At 70.9% G+C, this 15,373-nt stretch carries 15 protein-coding genes; 5 read left to right on the top strand and 10 right to left on the bottom strand.

Features of this window, described 5'->3' with window-relative positions; genetic code table 11:
- Positions 1–338: 338 nt before the first annotated feature.
- The 3 genes from ACFYXV_RS31430 to ACFYXV_RS31420 form a co-directional block, all read right to left on the bottom strand.
- Positions 339–971 carry a hypothetical protein gene (locus ACFYXV_RS31430; RefSeq protein ID WP_385462386.1) on the bottom strand — a complete coding sequence of 211 codons (633 nt, stop codon included), beginning with the start codon at positions 969–971 and terminating at the stop codon, positions 339–341.
- Positions 972–1,775: 804 nt separating this feature from the next.
- On the bottom strand, positions 1,776–2,183 hold the full coding sequence (locus ACFYXV_RS31425) for a VOC family protein (RefSeq protein ID WP_383351943.1): 408 nt from the start codon (positions 2,181–2,183) through the stop codon (positions 1,776–1,778).
- 558 nt (positions 2,184–2,741) lie between these two features.
- Entirely contained in the window at positions 2,742–3,908 is a 1,167-nt protein-coding gene (locus tag ACFYXV_RS31420) for a copper resistance D family protein (protein WP_389384719.1), read from the bottom strand.
- A 632-nt stretch (positions 3,909–4,540) separates the two neighbouring features.
- Here ACFYXV_RS31420 and ACFYXV_RS31415 point away from each other — a divergent pair.
- Entirely contained in the window at positions 4,541–4,726 is a 186-nt protein-coding gene (locus ACFYXV_RS31415) for a hypothetical protein (protein WP_389384718.1), read from the top strand.
- A gap of 473 nt (positions 4,727–5,199) precedes the next feature.
- Here ACFYXV_RS31415 and ACFYXV_RS31410 read toward each other — a convergent pair whose 3' ends face one another.
- From ACFYXV_RS31410 to ACFYXV_RS31400, 3 genes are all read right to left on the bottom strand, one after another.
- Positions 5,200–5,610, bottom strand: a complete 411-nt coding sequence (locus ACFYXV_RS31410; RefSeq protein WP_383356684.1) for a rodlin — start codon at positions 5,608–5,610, stop codon at positions 5,200–5,202.
- A 230-nt stretch (positions 5,611–5,840) separates the two neighbouring features.
- Positions 5,841–6,092, bottom strand: coding sequence for an IPT/TIG domain-containing protein (locus ACFYXV_RS31405; RefSeq protein WP_389384717.1), 252 nt, complete (start codon positions 6,090–6,092; stop codon positions 5,841–5,843).
- Positions 6,093–6,177: 85 nt separating this feature from the next.
- Positions 6,178–7,710 (bottom strand): FAD-dependent monooxygenase, encoded by a 1,533-nt coding sequence (locus ACFYXV_RS31400; RefSeq protein ID WP_389384716.1) that lies wholly within the window; start codon positions 7,708–7,710, stop codon positions 6,178–6,180.
- An 88-nt stretch (positions 7,711–7,798) separates the two neighbouring features.
- On the opposite strand from ACFYXV_RS31400, the gene ACFYXV_RS31395 reads away from it, so the two are divergent.
- The 4 genes from ACFYXV_RS31395 to ACFYXV_RS31380 all read left to right on the top strand — a co-directional run bounded on the left by ACFYXV_RS31395 (position 7,799) and on the right by ACFYXV_RS31380 (position 12,160).
- A complete protein-coding gene (locus tag ACFYXV_RS31395; RefSeq protein WP_385462401.1) occupies positions 7,799–8,434 on the top strand; it encodes a TetR/AcrR family transcriptional regulator in 636 nt (211 codons plus the stop codon).
- A gap of 334 nt (positions 8,435–8,768) precedes the next feature.
- Entirely contained in the window at positions 8,769–9,722 is a 954-nt protein-coding gene (locus ACFYXV_RS31390) for a DUF4344 domain-containing metallopeptidase (protein ID WP_389384715.1), read from the top strand.
- Positions 9,723–9,815: 93 nt separating this feature from the next.
- Complete coding sequence (locus tag ACFYXV_RS31385) at positions 9,816–10,133, top strand: hypothetical protein (protein ID WP_389384714.1); 318 nt, start codon at positions 9,816–9,818, stop codon at positions 10,131–10,133.
- A gap of 182 nt (positions 10,134–10,315) precedes the next feature.
- Positions 10,316–12,160: a sugar-binding protein gene (locus ACFYXV_RS31380; RefSeq protein WP_389384713.1), complete on the top strand. Its 1,845-nt coding sequence runs from the start codon at positions 10,316–10,318 to the stop codon at positions 12,158–12,160.
- 121 nt (positions 12,161–12,281) lie between these two features.
- On the opposite strand, the gene ACFYXV_RS31375 is transcribed toward ACFYXV_RS31380, so the two are convergent.
- The 4 genes from ACFYXV_RS31375 to ACFYXV_RS31360 form a co-directional block, all read right to left on the bottom strand.
- Entirely contained in the window at positions 12,282–13,187 is a 906-nt protein-coding gene (locus ACFYXV_RS31375; RefSeq protein ID WP_389384712.1) for an oxidoreductase, read from the bottom strand.
- A 261-nt stretch (positions 13,188–13,448) separates the two neighbouring features.
- Positions 13,449–13,892: a tetratricopeptide repeat protein gene (locus ACFYXV_RS31370; protein ID WP_385462415.1), complete on the bottom strand. Its 444-nt coding sequence runs from the start codon at positions 13,890–13,892 to the stop codon at positions 13,449–13,451.
- A 262-nt stretch (positions 13,893–14,154) separates the two neighbouring features.
- A complete protein-coding gene (locus ACFYXV_RS31365) occupies positions 14,155–14,883 on the bottom strand; it encodes an NB-ARC domain-containing protein (RefSeq protein ID WP_389384711.1) in 729 nt (242 codons plus the stop codon).
- 9 nt (positions 14,884–14,892) lie between these two features.
- Complete coding sequence (locus ACFYXV_RS31360) at positions 14,893–15,321, bottom strand: hypothetical protein (protein ID WP_389384710.1); 429 nt, start codon at positions 15,319–15,321, stop codon at positions 14,893–14,895.
- Between the last annotated feature and the right edge of the window lie 52 nt (positions 15,322–15,373).

Here is a 15,373-nt window from a genome sequence, read left to right as displayed (position 1 = left end):
CAGTCAGCCTTCCTCGGGCACGTCCGTTCGCTCCCTCCGTTCCGGGTCGGCATCCGCACCCTCTGGACTTGCGGTCTCGCCTTCGAAGCCGGACGAGAGCACTGGAACGAGGCCCACGAGCACCGTCATCATTCCAGGTCAGCGATGTGCAGGACGTCCCGTCCAGACGTGCACCGCCTGCCCGTTCAAACATCGATGGCACGCAGGACAGCCGCGCGGCGTGACGGATTCCGAACGACCGTTGTCAAGCGTCGAGCCGACCTACTGGGTGGCTCGAGACGAGTGATGGGCGGCTCGGGTTGGTGTGCCTCCTGTGGCACGGGCCGCTGTTGTGCCCGTCAGGGCCGCAGGCCCGCCCGTGCGAGTGCGATCTCGGACAGGGCGGCGATGACCTGCTGGTCACCGCGGCGCCAGGCATCCGCGAGGCCACCCGGCGGGGCGGGGACCGCACGGAGGTCGCGCGGCGGCCCGGTGAGGGCGCGCAACGCGAGGAGGTCGGCGCCCCCAGGTCCGTCGAAAAGGCTTCGGACGGTGGCACTGCGGCGGATCCAGCGCAAGCGCAGGGGAAGCCACACCAGGAGTACGAAGACCACCGGGACGACGATCAGAACGACTGCGACAAGGGTGGCCAACTGGCTGATGGCGTCCTGCAAGGACTGCCCGGCGTCGGCAAGCCCGGTGCCGGCGTCGGCCGCGGACTGGAACGGCTTCTTCAGAAGGCCGCCGACCAGCGGCACGTCCGAGGCTGTTTCGCCGGCGTCGTCGAGAGCGCTGGCGAAGCCTTCGCCGGCGCTCTCCACCTTCCGTCCCGGCTCGGCCAGCAGCATGATCGCGTCGTGGACGGCCAGCGCGATCCACACCGCGACGGCGATCACGGCCACGGCGATCAGGTCCGCGAGGATCTGGCGGTTGCGCCGTGCTGGGGTCTGGGCGTAGAGAAGCATCGCCTGCTCCGCTCCTGTTCCGGTCATGGCGTCGAGGGCCGAGCCCTGCGGCCGACGCCAGGGTGTGCGGTGCCGGCCGCAGGGCTCGGCCCGTTGCTCGACCGTACGTCGGCTCCGGCCCTTCCACCGGCGTTCACGGGTACACGTCCGCACCACGTGGCCGGGTTGGCGCAGCAACGGCGTCCGCCGGCGGGCGCGGACCAGGGAGCGCCGTTGCAGTCGCCGCGCAGCACGATGTCGGTTTCGAGTCTCTGCCCGGTGACGGGCGTGACCCGGTTGCGTCGTGGGTCGAGTGCCCGGTCTCGTGAGGGCCGGGCCGAGGAAGCGGCCGGCCGAGGTCAGCCGGACGGAGAACGGCGCCCGGATGGGCCGTGCGCCACGCCTGGACGGACACGTCCCGTTCGTCGCCCGTCAGGGCGGTGAGGGCGGAGGGAAGAGGCCGTCCTCCTCCTTCGCGATGTGTCGGTGCAGGTCGTCCATCGCGGCCCGGAACCGGTTCGCCCCAGTCCCGGAGGAGAGGTCCGCCAAGGCCCATTGGAAGGGCGAGGAGGACTGTCCCTCGGCCGGTATGTGCTGCGCTTCGGCTCCCGCTCCGCCCGTCCGTGTCCCGTTGGACCCGGTGCCGACCGGGACGTCATACCGGCCCCGACAGCCGCCCCCACCAACCCCGTCCCGGCCCCGGCGGAGATCCCGCGACAGGAGACGCCGTGTGCCACCCCGGCACGTACCCGAACTGCCGGACGGTGAGCGGTGGGCGGACCGGGGTGGTCGGGTCTTCCGTACGGCCCTCGTTCGGGGGCGTCGCCCGGGGCGGACGAGGGCAGCGTGCCTTCAGGCCTCCGAGATGTTGACCATCCAGGTGATGCCGAACTTGTCCACGCACATGCCGAACTCGTCGCCCCACATCTGCTTCTCCAGCGGGACGGCCACCGTGCCTCCCTCGGACAGCTTCGCCCAGTAGCCGCGCAGTTCATCGGCGTCCTCGCCGCTGAGGCTGACCGAGATGTTGTTCCCGGGCCGGTGTTCCATCCCGGGCGGGGTGTCCGCGGCCATCAGGGTCAGGCCGCCGCCGGTCTCAAGCATGCCGTGCATGATCTTGTCGTTGTAGTCCGGTGTCGGGGCGCCGTACTGCTCGTAGGTGTTCAGGTCCAACGTGCCCCCCAGGGCGGCCTGGTAGAACTCCAGGGCCTGTCGGGCGTCACCGGCGAAGCTGATGTACGGGTTGAGACGAGAGCCCACGGAACGCTCCCCTTTCATGGCGGTATCGGTCCGTGCATCGTAGGGACGCCGCGATCCGCACCAGGCGGTCCGTGGGGCGTGTCGCCCCACCAGCCGCCCAAGCGCCACCTGGTGACGGGCGAAAGGCGCTGCGGGAACAACCGCCACGGAGCCCGTCAAGTCAGGCTTCGACGTACGCCACGATCGTGGTCGTCCGGAGCGCGGTCACGTAATAGATGACCCGCACTCCGTGACGACGCGCCAGCGGCGTCCTGCGGGGTCAGGCGGCACGAGGCTGCTCACCCGCCAGTCGGGCCGGATGGGCGTCGCGAGCGGTCTCCCGCGGCACCCCGGTTTCCGGGGAGGGGCAGCCGTTCACTGCGATGTCCTCCAGGACGCGGCCGCATGTCCGTCAAGGGGCTGACGTTGGGCACGGGCGCGGTGGCCGGCCGCTCGCTCATCCCTGAGATCCCTGACATCCCGGACTCCTCGGCTGTCGTCTGGCGTGGGATCACCACGGGATCGCTGCTTTCGGAGGGCCGGATCAGCTCCGGCGAAACCGGAACCACCCGGGCAGAGTCAGACCGGGGTGGGAACCGTACGCCTGGCCAGGGCGTCGGACGTCTTCACGGTGACCCAGAGGGAGGCCGCCAGGGTGAGGACCAGGAGCGCCCCCACCGCGAAGACGCTGCCGCTGGAGACGGCCGGCGGGCTGCCGGCTTCGGAGCGGGCCGAGCCGCTGAGGAAGGGGACGACGGCCAGGACCGCGATCCCGAGGGCGACCTCGCCCCAGACCACCTTGGGGAAGTGGCTCAGGGTGAGGTGCAGGAGCGAGGAGGCGTCGTCGTCCCGACGGGCCTGGACGATGCGGGGCGTCAGCCAGAACTGGTTGACGGCGCCCGCCGCCACCATGCCGAGCACCAACAGGATCTTGATGAGGACGAAGAGTCCGTAGGTCGTGGTCCACAGCTGGGTGATCGAGCCGACGTGCTTCCAGCTCAGCCACAGACCGGAGGTGAGCACCGCGCCCACGCAGACCAGCGCGACGAAGGAGAAGTAGCGCCAGATCTCCGCCCAGAGCATGCCCGCGCTCTCGCCCAGGCGACGGCGGGAGGCGGCGAGGCCGGCGAGGAAGGCCAGTCCGCCGATCCAGACCACGCCGCTGATGATGTGGACTTGGTCGAACACGAGGTCCAAGACCTTTTCCGCGTCCTTCGGAGCGGTGGCCGGCACCGCCGCGATGAGCGTCACGGCGAGGCCCATCGGCAGTGCCGTCAGCGCTATGACGTTCAGGTGTCGCCGAGCGCGTGGCAGGAACAGAGCGATCAGCGTGGCGGAGGCGACGAGCAGGACGAGGTTCTGGACCAGGTAGATCGTGCCCTGGGCGATCCAGGCTTCCTTGCCCGCCGGGGCGCGGAGGAAGTCCCAGATCCGCGCGGGCGAGAGCGCATCGCCGAACGGCATGCCCTTGCCGGCCCGGGCCAGTCGGGCGGCGAGCTGGAAGTACCCCGCGACGAGCAGGACCACCCCGGACCAGGCGAGGTAGCTCGCCGTTCTTCGCCTGATCACGTCCACGTCGCCGCCGTGGCGCGTTGGTTCGCGCAGAGCCGGGCGCACCGATGCCGCGTACGTGACCGTCGAGCCGATGACACCGGACAGGCCGACGAAGTAGCCGGTCTTGGTCAGGACCCGCCAGGACGGAGGCGTGGTGTAGCCGGCCGAGGCGGCCATATGTATGAGATTCATAAGGTGAGGCTAGCCTAAGTATTTCTGGCCCCATCCATGGCTTTCCAGACATGGTTGAACCTTTACCTATCGCCACACGGGCCCCCGGTGCCCCTCGTTCCCCTATGGTCGGGCCGCTCCCGGCAGGACGGCCTACGCGTCGGCCACCGGCTGCCCCGCGCAGTTTTTCTTCGTCTCCGGAGCTCTCGCCGGGGAAAGTGACACCGGCGCCCGAGCGCCGCCGCGTGCCGGGCAGGACCCTCCGTACCCCGGCGCGCCCCACACGCCCACCCTCCCCGGCGCGGTGGACGCTCCATCCGTCAAGGCGGCCCGCTCGGCCGGATGACCGCCTCGCCCGGCCGATCCCCCTGACCAGCGTCCGGCGCGGCCGACGAGCCGTCATCTTGGGGCAGGGGGAGGTGATGTCGGCAGGACACCCCGGTCGTCCACCGTCATCGCGAAGGGGCTCTGCATGCGCAAGAAGGCCGCGGCCGCATTGGGCAGCGCCGCGCTGCTCGCCGCCACAATGCTCACGGGTACCGCGTCGGCAGCTCCCGCAGGAGCCACCTGGCAGTGCGGGGAAGCCTGGCCGGCCGGCCGGCCGTGGGGAAGGCCACGCCTGGATCCAGTACTGCGAGGACAAGAACGTCATCGTGGCGACCGTCACGGACGACAGGGCGGACGGTCGGTGCCCGCGGGTTTCCGGCTACCTGTACCGCAACCAGTACCACGTCCACTCCGCGTCCGCCGGACCGAAGGGCGCCTCTCGGAACGTCGTCATCTACACGCCCGACGGCGACTTCTTCTCCACGGCCGGGGTGTCCTGGGTGAGCCGCTGACCCACGGCGGCTGACTGCCGGCCGGGGCATCGGTCGCCAGTCCCCGGCGGGCCTGACAGCCCGGGCGCCGGGGTGGCCGAAGGCCAGCTCCAGGCCGCGCTGAAGGCCGTCGACGGCAAAGCCCGCGCCGCAGCCCTCCGCGGCGGACTCCCGACTGCGCCGAGCCTTGGTGGCGGCTCAGCCTGGAACTCCCCCGAGGGCTGATGCTCGCCCGCTCCGGCGACCCCGCTCGGGGCCACAGCCGTCCTCAAGATCGACGTCCCCTCCCGGTCGGCCTGCCGGCCCGACGGGTGAATGCGTCGAGCCTCTCGTCCGATCGGACGAGAGGCTCGACGTGAGGACCGGCGCCCGAATCGGCGGCCCGCTCACCGGCCACGAGGGCGGGAGCGCGCGAGGGTGGTCCGGTGGAAGAAGCCGGGGTCTCGTGGGCACTCGTGCAGAGTTGGAGGCCCCGGCTCGTAGAGGGGGCTGCGTCAGCTGCCGAGGCTGGCGTTGCCGGAGAGGACCGGGATGTTGTCCAGGATGTGGGAGAGCGGCTCGTCGCCCTTGGCCTGGGTGGAGTTCTCGGTGCACTGCTGGTTCATCGGGTTGGACAGGACGTTGATGTCCTGGACGCCGATGTTGAGGGCTGCCAGGATCGACTGGGCGTTGACCTTCGCCGGGAGACCGATGCAGGGCTTGTTCAGGGTGCCCTGAACCAGGCCGAGCTGCGGGCTCATCGCGCCTGCCGTCTTCTGGTTGCCGTAGATCTGCGAGGCGCCGTTGCCGTTGACGGAGTTGACCCCGTTGTCGTTGCCGATGGCCATGGCCGGGGCGGCAACCGCGGCACCGGCGCCGAGGATGGAAGCGGTCGCAGCGGCGGTGGCCATCATCTTCTTGATCATCACGAGTCTTTCTGTCACACGACTGCACGGAAGTGGAGACTCCTGTTACAACGCCCAGCCCCACCGAACGTGACGATCATTCACCTGAACGGCTCCATCCGCGCCCTGGCACCGCGGTACTCCCCCGGGCGTTCCGAACCGGCCCCTTCGGCTCGACAGCCCGGCACCGCCGCGGTCAGCCGTGGGCCGCCGTTGGCACGACGCGGCGCTCAGTCCGTGTACGTGAAAGGTCACCGGGCTCGTGAGCCGGCGCAAGCGGTCGCGGCGTAGACGGAGACGGTCTCGGCCTGCGGCCATTCGGGGGTGGTTGCAACCAGGGCTGAGTCGCTGAGGACCACCACGTCGACGGCCTGGCGTCCCGTGAAGCAGCCGTCGGGTCCCAGGGTGCCGAAGAGCCACCCTGGCGCAGGGGGCAGACCGGAGCCGTTCAGGGTGACCTGCGTGCCGCCGCTCATGCGCCCGGCGTTCGTCTTGACTGCCACGAGCTCCTGTCGCAGCCGATCGGTGGCCGGCGCATCGTCTCCGGCTGACGGTCCCGGCGAACGAGTCGAACCGCGCACCCTCCCCTCACGCGGACTTCCCCACCAACCCGTCGTCCACGAGGTCGGCCGGGCCGAACCAGCGGGTGAGGGTCTCGGTGAGACCGGCGCCTCCGGCCCAGCAGACGTATCCGTCCGGGCGGATGAGTATCGCCTCGGCGTCGAGCGAGCCGGACTCCAGCCGGGCCCGCATGTGAGCGACCCTGTCGCTCCAGGGCGCCGCGGAGGCGAGGGGGGCGTCGGTGAGGTTGAGCAGGACGCCGCGTCCCGTGCGCATCAGATCGCTGAACCGGACCCGCTCGCCGTCCCCGAGGTCGAGGGCGAGGTCGGGCATCCGCAGGCCCAGCAGCGGATGTGCGGCGGCGTCAGGGGACGGGAGGCAGAGGTCGAGCCCGGCCATCACGCCGGCCATGTACCGGTTGGCTTCGGGCAGGCGGAGCAGGTCGGTGAGCACGTCGCGCAGCTCGCCCAGCCCGCCATCGCGCTGCGGCCCCATGACCACTCCCTGGGCCCGGGTGAGGGCGAGCACCCGCGCGGCGACGGGGTGCCGCTCGGTCTGATAGGTGTCCAGCAGTTCCTCGCCCGCCTCGCCGCGCAGGACCGCGGCGAGCTTCCAGCCGAGGTTGAACGCGTCCTGGACTCCGAGGTTGAGCCCCTGGCCTCCGGCCGGGGAGTGGATGTGGGCGGCGTCTCCGGCGAAGAACACGTGCCCGTGGCGGTACTGCTCCAGCTGTCGGCTGGCGTCGCTGAAGCGGGAGGCGTAGCGGATCTCGGCGACATCGAGCGCTCCGCCGTGGGTGGCGTGCAGCACCTCGCGGACCTCCCCGACCGTCACCGGAGCGTCCCGCTCGGCCAGCATGGTCCGCGGACCGCTGAAGATGATTTTGTGGAGTCCGTTCGCCAACGGCGTGATCATGGCGAAGTGGCCCTCGGGTGAGGTGTGGATCCGCGAGCTGATGTGTCCGCCGGGACGGTCGTCGATGTCGCCGGAGAACAGCAGATCTGCGGTGGCCATGCGGATCGTGGCGGGCAGGCCGGGGAAATCCGCTCCGACGATCTTGCGCACGGTGCTGTGGGCGCCGTCGCAGGCGACGAGGTAGCGGCCCCGCAGCGACCGGTCGCCGTCCGGTGCGGCCACGGTGACCGTGACGCCGTCGGCGTCCTGGCGGAGGCCGGTCAGCCGGTGCTCCCTGAGCACTTGGCCGCCGAGCTTGGCGAGCCGCTCCTCAAGCACCGCCTCCAGCTGGTCCTGCGGGAGCAGGACGGGGTTCGGATAGCGGGTGTCCCACGCCGCGTAGTCCAGCGCGACGGGCAGTCCGGCGAAGTGGCCGCCGACGAGCTGGTAGTCGATCGACCGCCCGAGAGCGTCGTCCAGCAGACCGCGCAGCGCGAGCATCTCTGCGGTGCGGGGCTGGATCGCCCCTGCGCGGGACTGGAGGTTGCGACCGGGCAGCTGGTCCAGCACCACGGCGGATGCACCGACGAGGGCGAGCTCGGTGGCGAGCGTCAGTCCGGCGCCGCCGGCCCCCACGACGATGACGTCAGTGACCTGCGTGTTCATGAAGCCTCCCAGGACGATTCCTTCACCTGGTCGATAACTATACCAGGTGCAACTTTCGCCTGAGTACCCCAATTGCTATCGTGGCTGCATGGCTGAACAACTTGGACTCCGGGAGCGCAAGAAGCAGCGCACCCGTCAGACGATCTTCGAAGCGGCTCTGCGACTGTTCCTGAGCCGCGGCTTCGACGACGTGTCGATCGTGGAGATCGCCGAGGCTGCCGAGGTGTCCAAACGCACGCTGTTCACGTACTTCCCCACCAAGGAGGACCTGGTCCTGCACGTGTTCGCCGACCACGAGCACGAATCGGCCCGCGTGGTCCGCACCCGCGCGGCCGGCACGAGTCCGCTGGCCGCCCTGCACGCGCACGAGCTGGACGCCCTGGCCCGGCGGGAACCGAACACCGGGCTCACCTCCGACCCCGAGGCCCTGGCCTTCGCCCGGCTGCTGAGCACGACGGCGAGCCTGAGCGAGCGACTGCTCCGGTACGCGGAGCGCAGCATCGCAGCCCTCGCCGAGGCTCTGGAGGAGACCGGCGTCGACGAGCTCACCGCACGGCTCGCCGCGGTGCAGATCGTCACCGTCCTGCGCACCCTCGCCGACCGCAACAGCGACCAGGTGCAGGCGGGCCGCCCGGCCGACGACGTCTACCCCGAGGCGGTGGCCGCCGCCGACCGGGCCTTCCGACTCCTCGGCGCGGGCCTGGCCGACGCTCTTCCCGCCTGAACACCGGCCCTTCGGGACGGGCACGGCAACGCTTCCGTACCGCGCCCTCGATCGAGCCGTCCGAGGGGCGATGGTCAGCGGTGGCCGGGGTTGAGCAGAGCGGCCGCTGCCGCGATGAAGGCCGTGGCCGCTTCCCTGGCCGTGCGCCGCGGCGCGCGCCGGCACCCACGACGTGCCGGGGGTTCCGGCCGATGGGTTTCGCGCTGCCACTTGAGTCGTCCTGTGCGGGCATCACACGAGCCCGAACGCGAACCCGCACGCGAACCCGAACGCGAACCCGAACGCGGCGGGGTGTCGCGCGCCGGTCAGCGGGTCGGGCCGAAATAATCGGGCGGTGAGCAGTGGTGGCTACTCGACCCTCGTGCGGACCGCCATGGCGGGCGCGCTCCTCGTCATCGGCTTCGCACTCGTCTCCTGCGGTGGCGACGACGAGGGGGACGAGCCGACCGGCAAGGTCACGGTCGTCTACGAGGACGCTGAGATCGCACCGAAGAACAGGCGTGTCGTCGAGGTGATCCGCAAGTCCCGCGTCCTGGAGCAGGCGGCCGACTGGGTGAACACGTCACTCGCCCTCCCGCACGACTTGGCGGTGAAGGTCACCGACAAGGTCCCGCCCGGGGTCGAGGACGCGGTGACCCAGCCCGACGGCAGAACGATCTACGTGCCCCCGGAGTTCCTCACCAAGGTCGAGGGGGTGGCCACGGACGTGGCCAAGACCGTCGAGCGTCCCGCCGTGTTCCCCCAGGACGAGTACAACGCCGACGACCTGACCGCGCTGTCGACCCAGTTCATCTTCGGTCACGAACTGGGCCACGCCCTGCAGCGTCAGCTCATGCTGGCGAACCTGGGACTGGAGGAGGACGCCGCCGACGGGTTCGCGTCGTTCTACACCGTCAACGAGGTCGGGCCCGCTCCCTCGCTCGCGGCGGCGCTCGTCTTCGACGAGCTCGCCCGCAAGGAGGGCACGACGACCCTGGAAGGGCTCTCCAGCGATCACCCCGTCACCCAGGCGCGGGTCTTCAACTTCCTGTGCTACCTCGAAGGAAGCGACCCGAAGAAGTACGAAGGCCCCCTGGTCGGCGCTGGCTACCTGCCCAAGACCCGCGCCCCGCTGTGTCCTCAGGCCTGGGCGATGCTGGACCAGGGCTGGTGGACCCAGCTCCAGCCGCATTTCGCGGCGGCGTTCAAGAAGGAGGGCGACAAGAACCAGGAGGACGCCCGCGCGCACCTGATCGCGGAGACGAAGGCCTTCGCGGAGAAGCTCGACGAGCTCCGCAGCGGCCAATGAGCGTGCGCCGCCCCCACCGCGCGCGTTGGCCCCTGCCGAACGGGCAGCAGGTACCGTCCCGTAGCGGCCCGTCCCGAGTGAAAGGGCCCCACCATGATTGAGATCTCCCCCGGGGATCCGGAAAGCGCGGAGCCCTACCGCAGCCTGCTGCCCGTGGTCGAGCTGCTGCTCGCGCACGGCAACCGCTACGTGCCGGGCCGCGAAGGCTTCATCGTGGATCCTCGCGGCGGGGCCGTATGCGAGCTGGAACTGCCACTGGAATTCGACCTGTTGGCCTCCGAGGTGACGTTCCCGCCGACGGTGAAGGCGAAGCCCGGCGGAGACGGCATCCTGGACCGCGAGACATGGTGCCTGATCTCGGGACCCGGAGAACGCGCGAGCCGGATCGTGATGCCGAAGCGGCTGGAGTGACTTCGCCACGTCCGGGCCGTCCGCTTCTCGGCAGGCCCGAAGACGTGGACACGGCTGCGGCGGGCCTTCTGCATGCGGCCGCAGCCGCACCTCCGGCGGGATCCAAAGCCGGCCTGCGGTGCGAGAACCGCGCGTTCCGCCCCACGTTCCGGGGAGCGGCACCGTCCAGGAGGAATGGTCCTTTGACTCCACACGCATGGCGGCGGCGCGCTGCGCCGACCGGAGCCGCCGTATTCGCGCTGAGTACCGCCCTGGCCCTGCAGGGGCCCGCCGCCCAGGCCGTGGTGGGCCTGCCCGGCGCGCCCACGGCGGACCGCGGTACCGCCCATACCGACGTGCTGTTCGTCGGGGCCCATCCCGACGACGAGTACCAGTCGCTGGCCACCTTCGGCCAGTTGAAGGAGCGCGAAGGGCTGAGTACGGGCGTCGTCACCATCACCCGGGGCGAGGGCGGAGGCAACGCCGCCGGCCCACAGGAGGGAGCCGAGCTGGGGTTCCTGCGGGAGACGGAGGAGCGCAAGGCCGTCGCCCTGGCCGGAATCCGCAATGTCTTCTACCTCGACAAACCGGATTTCTGGTACACGCTGTCCGCTCCGCTGACCGCCGAAGTGTGGAACAAGGCGGCCGCGCGGCCCACGGACACCCTGGAACGGATCGTGAGGCTGATCCGGGCGACCACTCCCACGACGGTGGTGACCACGGAGGTACGCCCCTTCCACCAGCACGGCGCGCACCAGGAGGCCGCGCGCCTGACGATCGAGGCGTTCCGGCTGGCCGGTGACCCCGCCGCATTCCCCGAGCAGATCTCCCGCGAGGGGTACGAGCCGTGGAAGCCCGCGACGCTGCTGACGCAGAGCTGGGGGTTCAACGGGCCGGTGGGGCCCGGCTGCGGCACGGACCGGGTACGAGATCCGCACACCGGCCTGCCGCTACGGGGGTACTGGAGCGGCGTGCGTTCGCGCGCGCACGCCGGCAAGACGTGGGCCCAGGTGGAACGCGACGCGGCACGCAGCTACACCTCGCAGGGCTTCGGCGTCCTGCCGGCGACCGTCACCACGCCCACCGGGCAGCTGCCGTGCGAGTGGTTCACCGTGCTGGCCAGCGAGGGCAAGGCCGTGACGGCGCCGGTGCGTGAGCAGAGCGGGCTGCTTCCCCTGTACGCGGAGTTCAGGGACTGGGCACGGCAGACGGGCCTGCCGTGGCTCGCCAACGGCGCACAACCCGCCTACCCGTCCCACCCCGCCACCAGCGTGCCGGCCGTCGCAGTGGCTCCCGTCGTGGACGGGAAGGCGGAACCCGGTGAGTACCCGGGACCGCCGCTGACGCTGCAGCACTGGGAAGGCGGTGAATGCGCGACGCCGGCCGACTGCTCGGCTGCCGTCCACCTCTCCCGCCACGCGGACGCCCTGTACGTCTTGATGCGGGTCTCCGACGATACGAAGGGCGTCGCGCTGGACGGCGCAGGTGACTGCAAACGCCACTGGCGCACCGACTCCGTCGAGATCGACCTGGACCCCGGCGGTGCCTCCGACGACACCTCGACCACCTTCAAGGCCGGCGTTCTTCCTTACACCGCCGGCCAGGACGGCCCGTGCGCCGGACGGGACGGCGACAACCGCCAGGGCCCGGCCGCCCGTACGGCACCCGGCATGGCGGTCGCCGCCACCCTCACCCAGCCGTACACCGGCTACACCGTCGAAGTGAAGATCCCCCTGGGCGATCTGCCCGCCACCGCCGACCCCGCCCGCCTGCGCGCGAACTTCCTGGTCTACGACTCCGACACCCAGGACAAGACAGGGCACAGCAGGCTCGCCTGGTCACCCTTCGGCAGCGCCCAGGCCGACCCCTACGTCTGGGGAGCCCTGCGCCTGCCCGGGTACACGCCGGTCCGCCGCCCGCCCACCCCGGCCGAGATCCCGCTCGAAGCCGCCGGGAGCCGGGACTCACCCGCCTCGCTCGCCCAGTACCGCCGCACCGGCGTCCCACTGGCCGCAGGCTCAAGGCGAGAACCGGCCGCGGGCGCATGAGATGGAGCCGGTGAAGCATGCGCGGGAGATGGAAGCAGTCATCTACGACCAGGGCTCGGGCCGGTCGGAGCATGTGGAGTGCGACCCGGCGGGCGATGGCGGCCAGAAGGACGAGGCGGGCTCAGTCCATGTCCTCGCCCGCTCCGTCGAGGACGGCCAGCTGTTCCTCGGTCAGACGCAGAGTTCCGGCAGCGATGTTCTCTGCGAGGTGTGCCGGGTTCGTGGTGCCGGGAATGGCCAGCACGTGGGGACCACGGTGGAGCGTCCAGGCGAGCCGTACCTGGGCCGGCGTCGCATCGTGAGCGCGCGCCACGGAGTGGACGCGCGCGTCGTGTTCCCGGCCCGCGGCCGCCTCGCGCCGTAGGCCGGAGACCGCGAAGAACGGGACGAAGGCGATGCCCCGCTCCCGGCACAGGTCCACGAGCCCGCTCTCGTCAGCGCGGCGCCAGTCCAGGCCGTAAGGGTTCTGCACACAGACCACGGGTGCGATCGTCAGTGCTTCGGTCACGTGTTCCGGGCGGACGGCCGAGAGCCCGAGGTGCCGGATGAGGCCCGCCCGGCGCAGCTCGGCGAGGGCGCCGAAGTGCTCGCTGACCGAGGCCGTACCGGGGCCGCCACAGCGCAGGTTCACCACGTCCAGGTGGTCGCGGCCGAGCTGGCGCAGGTTCTCCTCGACCTGTCCGCGCAGCTGGTCGGGGCGGGCCATGTCGAGCCACTCACCGGAGGGATCGCGCGCCGGGCCGACCTTGGTCACCACGGTCACGTCGCCGGACCAGGACGACAGGGCGCGGTTGATGAGCTCGTTCGCGGAGCGCAGCGGCGAGAAGTAGAAGGCGGCCGTGTCGATGTGGTTGACACCCTGCTCGAATGCCGTGTGCAGGAGGCCGACGGCGACGTCGCGGTCGATCGGTGTGCCATCGGAGTTGCCCATCATGCCGTTGCCCGTCAGCCGCATCGCGCCGTAGCCGATGCGATTCACCTCCAGGTCGCCGAGCTTCCAGGTCCCTGCTGCCGCCGCTGCGCTCACCGTGCTCCTTCGTCGTCCGTCTGCTTGTCGGGTCCTGGAGTATGGGGTGATCGAGACATGCCGCGAAAGGTCAACGGACGGGGCGAAACGTCACATCCCCGTGGGGAACCAACGCTCGGCATCCAGCCGTTGGACCTACCGGGACAGCGTCGTTGAGCACATGTGACGGCCCATCCGGCAGGGGCTGCCGGGGCCGCGGGCGCTCATGGCGATGCGCCCGGGCGACCGCCGTACTTCCCCGCGCCGCCGGCGGGACCGGTCTCACGGCCCTTCTTCGCCCTCCTCGCCGAGCTCCTCGATCTCGCGCCGCACCTCGTCCGCCGCGGGATCGCCGGCCGCCTCCAGCAGGGCCAAGGCGTTCAGCAGCGTGGCGTGCGCGTCGTCTGCGCGCCCCAGATCGCGGAAGCAGCGCGCGCGGGAGCGCAGGGCGATGGCCTGACCGTACGGATGGCCGGACTCCGCAAACGCGTCGGCGGCTTCGCCGAAGCCCGCCTGCGCGGAGTCCGGATCGCCCCGCAGCAGTGCGACCTCGGCCAGGCCGGTGAGGGCGAACCCGATGCTCTGGCGGTCGGCCGAGGCCCGCAGCCCCAGGCTCTCCCGGTAGTTCTGCTCGGCCGCCTCCAGGTCGCCCTGTGCCAGGTGCAGGTCACCGAGCAGTTGTTCAGGGTCTTGCCCTCGCCCTCGGCATCTCCCAGTCCGCGCCACAGCGACACCGCTTCCCGGTTCTTCTCGGCGGCCTCCTCGTTCAGGCCCAGTTCGCGCAGCGCGCCCCCGAGGCTCATCAGGCTCCACGCCTCGCCCCAGGCGTCACCGGCCCTGCGGGCGGCGTCCAGCCCGATCTCGCAGACCTCACGGCGGTCCGCGTGGTAGGAGGGCAGGACGAGCGGGGTGATCAGGGCCATGGCGAGGCGCCAGCACAGGCCGTCCTCACCGATCGCCGCGGCCTCCCGGACCATCGCCACGGAGTTCAGCCTCTCCGTGTCGCACCAGGCGAGGGCCTCCTCGTACGAGGCGAACGGTTCGCCCGCCGCCTCCTCCGGCAGCACGTGACGGCGCCCCGGAGCGAGGACGCGAAGGTGTCCAGAGCGGCACGCGCGTCCTGTAGTTCTCCGATGATCGCCGTGGCGTGGTCGCCGAACGAGCCGATGCCTCGGCTCGCCAACCGTTCGAGAGCGAGCCGCAGTGTCAGGGGGAGGCATCCGCACTTGCGGGCGATGTCGTCCGCCAGCAGCAGCTCGTTCTCCGGTAGGCCGTCCCGGTCACCGACGAGCGTCTCGACCGCGACGCGGCCGTCGAACGGTTCCAGGGCGATGCGGAGCGCCCCGAGCTGGACCGCGAGTCCGGCGAGCCTGTTGCGGCTCGTGATGACGGTGAGCGAAGTGCCGGCCGAAGGGATCAGCGGCCGGACCTGGCGGGCGTCCAGGGCATTGTCGAGGAGCAGCAGGAGCGACCGGCCATGGGTGACCGATCGGAAGAGGGCGGCGCGGCCGTCCTCTTCGTCGGGGATCTTGTCCACGGGTACGTCCAGCGCACGCAGGAACTGTTCGAGCACCTGGCTCGCCGTGGCGTCGGGTCCGTCCGAGAATCCGCGCAGGTTGGCGTAGAGCTGGCCGTCGGGGAACCGGTCGGCGATCGCGTGGAACCAGTGGACGGCGAGCGATGTCTTGCCCACGCCGCCCATGCCGCTCACGATCACGACGGCGGGCTACTCGTCCACCCGGCGCCGCTCCAGCTTCACGTTCAGGCTGCTCAGGGCCGCCTCACGGTTCCTGAAGCCGGCGACTCTGGGCGGTAGCCGATGCGGCATCGGCAGAGGAACCGCCGCCGTTCCCGCGATCGTGAGCCGGTTGATGACTGCGGCCTGTACGACGGTGTGCGCGGTCCCCGAGAACTGGCCGTCGATGTGGAAGTGTCCGGTGTTGGCGATGCTCCCTGCGGCTGCGTTCGCGTCCCCCGTGTCGCTGACCTGTCCGCCGGCGGCAGGTTCCACAGCCGTTGAACGGAAGCCGGTCACGGCAGTCGATCCGTCCGCGGCGTGGGCGTCCCCGGTGTCGGTGACGGTCACGGGAACGCCCTGTCCGTTGCGGCCTCCGGCCCCTTCCTCGGCACCGGCGCGGCGCTTCCACCAGCGCATGGCAGACAAGCCCCCTTGTTCTCGCGAACGTGACCGGCGGCCAGCCTCGTGA

The organism is Streptomyces sp. NPDC002181 (assembly GCF_042890485.1).
GTDB lineage: Bacteria > Actinomycetota > Actinomycetes > Streptomycetales > Streptomycetaceae > Streptomyces.
This window is presented reverse-complemented; position numbering and strand designations above follow the sequence as displayed.

Coding starts and splice junctions, on each gene's coding strand:
- ACFYXV_RS31385 (WP_389384714.1), top strand. CDS start 9,816: ATGATTGAGATCTCCCCCGGGGATCCGGAAAGCGCGGAGCCCTACCGC.
- ACFYXV_RS31410 (WP_383356684.1), bottom strand. CDS start 5,610: ATGATCAAGAAGATGATGGCCACCGCCGCTGCGACCGCTTCCATCCTC.
- ACFYXV_RS31360 (WP_389384710.1), bottom strand. CDS start 15,321: ATGCGCTGGTGGAAGCGCCGCGCCGGTGCCGAGGAAGGGGCCGGAGGC.
- ACFYXV_RS31395 (WP_385462401.1), top strand. CDS start 7,799: ATGGCTGAACAACTTGGACTCCGGGAGCGCAAGAAGCAGCGCACCCGT.
- ACFYXV_RS31420 (WP_389384719.1), bottom strand. CDS start 3,908: ATGAATCTCATACATATGGCCGCCTCGGCCGGCTACACCACGCCTCCG.
- ACFYXV_RS31430 (WP_385462386.1), bottom strand. CDS start 971: ATGACCGGAACAGGAGCGGAGCAGGCGATGCTTCTCTACGCCCAGACC.
- ACFYXV_RS31400 (WP_389384716.1), bottom strand. CDS start 7,710: ATGAACACGCAGGTCACTGACGTCATCGTCGTGGGGGCCGGCGGCGCC.